At 50.9% G+C, this 515-nt stretch carries 1 tRNA gene and 1 rRNA gene; both read right to left on the bottom strand.

The window, feature by feature from the left end:
- Positions 1–42 precede the first annotated feature (42 nt).
- Positions 43–119: transfer RNA gene (locus CJF42_RS24720), tRNA-Ile, on the bottom strand.
- Positions 120–189: 70 nt separating this feature from the next.
- Positions 190–515: ribosomal RNA gene (locus CJF42_RS24725) — 16S ribosomal RNA — on the bottom strand; the annotation flags it as partial.

Consider the following 515-nt stretch of genomic DNA (forward strand, 5'->3'; position numbering starts at 1 on the left):
CTAAAAGATTTCAATATTGCAGACCACTTCCTTGCAAAGAAGTGGTGGGTCTGAGTAGATTTGAACTACCGACCTCACCCTTATCAGGGGTGCGCTCTAACCAACTGAGCTACAGACCCACAATATTTATACATTCTCATTTACGTAATCATCTGTGTGGACACTGGCATGCAAACCAGTTCTTTCGTATAAGGAGGTGATCCAGCCCCAGGTTCCCCTAGGGCTACCTTGTTACGACTTCACCCCAGTCATGAATCACTCCGTGGTGACCGTCCTCTGCAAGCAGTTAGACTAGCCACTTCTGGAGCAACCCACTCCCATGGTGTGACGGGCGGTGTGTACAAGGCCCGGGAACGTATTCACCGCGGCATTCTGATCCGCGATTACTAGCGATTCCGACTTCATGGAGTCGAGTTGCAGACTCCAATCCGGACTACGACAGGCTTTAAGTGATTCGCTTACCCTCGCGAGTTCGCTGCACTCTGTACCTGCCATTGTAGCACGTGTGTAGCCCT

Source organism: Pseudoalteromonas sp. NBT06-2 (genome assembly GCF_002276045.1).
In the GTDB taxonomy this organism is placed as follows: domain Bacteria; phylum Pseudomonadota; class Gammaproteobacteria; order Enterobacterales; family Alteromonadaceae; genus Pseudoalteromonas.